The organism is Parabacteroides sp. AF19-14, assembly GCF_003635485.1.
GTDB classification, from domain to species: domain Bacteria; phylum Bacteroidota; class Bacteroidia; order Bacteroidales; family Tannerellaceae; genus Parabacteroides; species Parabacteroides distasonis.
Window position 1 is genome coordinate 1 of the sequence record NZ_QTMJ01000041.1, and the last position, 1,417, is coordinate 1,417.

Here is a 1,417-nt window from a genome sequence, read left to right on the forward strand (position 1 = left end):
GGCTCACCCGATAAACCTGGGGGATTAAGCATACAGCTTTGTAAGTCTGAAAAGAAAGAATTTTATATCCGTTACTCCTCTTAAAGCAGCTCTAAACGCCTTAATTTTAGCATTAAAAGACTCTGCAAATGCATTAGTTGCCCTGTTTACAAAGAAGTTCAAGACTTCATCATAGTGCTCGTAAAGTGTGGCGGCAATAACATTGAAACTCTTAAAGCCAGAGTCGTCCACTTTGTTGTACCATCGTGCAAGCGAGAGTCTTGCTGCATCTTTGACGGTATTCTTGGAAAATATCATTCTTAGGGAATGTGTAAGCGAATAGGCTTCTTTAAGATCAGGATACGTTTCAAAGAGCACCTCAGCTCTTTGTCTCTGACTTTCCGTCCATTTGTCGGCAGATTTAAAAAGCAGATATCTGCTGCGAGCCAACAACTGCTTGTGGGTATCACCATTTGCAAGCACAATTGGAGTGTATGCTTCGCCCAGGCATTTGGCTTCTTCCCTGGCATCCGTGTCTGCTTGAATGGCATCCCATCTATGCGCGATGCGCATCTCCTGCAAGGCATCACATGCAAGTTTCTGTATATGAAAGCGGTCTATGGTACGCATTGCATTCGGGAAACAGCGTCTGGCTATAAGTCGCATGGAATTCGACATATCCATTGTTATCTCCTTAACCAACAGTCTCTTGTCCTCGTCAATGCGCATAAGTGCTTCCGTGACAGCATCTGCCGCCACACCCTTTACAATAGCAATGATGGTACCTTTACCTCCACGTGAAGATCTGTTGCTTACTATAGTGTACAGCTCACCGTTGCTTGGAGCCGTTTCGTCAATGCAGATGCTTTCACCAATGTTCTCTGGAAAGACAAGCCAGTCTTCTGCATGTGAGAGTTCTGACCATTCACGATAGCCGCTGAGCACTTCCTTGTATTGCTTTTCAAACGTATCCCCGTTTATGTGATAATAGCGGTCAAGCGAACGGGAGGTCGTAGGAATCGTCTCCATACACTCCTTTTAAAAAAGCCGCAAACTCCTTGGAGTAGCGGGTTTCTTCAGCCTTCAGGTCGTAAGAGTCGGAGAAGTATCGGTTATTCTGCTTGTCATACCATTTGCGTCTTCTGACAATTAGGTCAACACCTTTATCGCGGATTGGAAAGTCACGTATAGTTACGGCTTCACAGAACCCTTTGGATTCAATCTCTGGGTTCTCTTTATATTCAGCCTTAACCGATTCATCAAGATAGATGCGGATAAGGGATGCCTCTTCTTCTACACGTACTACTTCAAAATTTGAAAGTATCTCTGATGGCAGAATCAACTGTGCCAATGCTAATAGTCCTTGATTGTTCATGGTACAAAGGTGCAAATTTTCTATAGAATTAAAGAATTTTCCCCCTGATTTATCGGGTGAGCC

General features: G+C 44.0%; 2 protein-coding genes. Both read right to left on the reverse strand.

All coding sequences use genetic code 11. The features are described from left to right. Positions 1–24: 24 nt before the first annotated feature. Positions 25–1,008, reverse strand: a complete 984-nt coding sequence (locus DWX33_RS21800) for a transposase (RefSeq protein ID WP_016270043.1) — start codon at positions 1,006–1,008, stop codon at positions 25–27. Beyond that, on the reverse strand, positions 974–1,417 hold a 444-nt coding region (locus tag DWX33_RS21805), incomplete at its 5' end, for a hypothetical protein (protein WP_226892979.1). The genes DWX33_RS21805 and DWX33_RS21800, both read right to left, overlap by 35 nt.

Bases quoted from the DNA above. Each gene is read 5' to 3' on its own strand.
- DWX33_RS21800 (WP_016270043.1), bottom strand. From the start codon at position 1,008: ATGGAGACGATTCCTACGACCTCCCGTTCGCTTGACCGCTATTATCAC.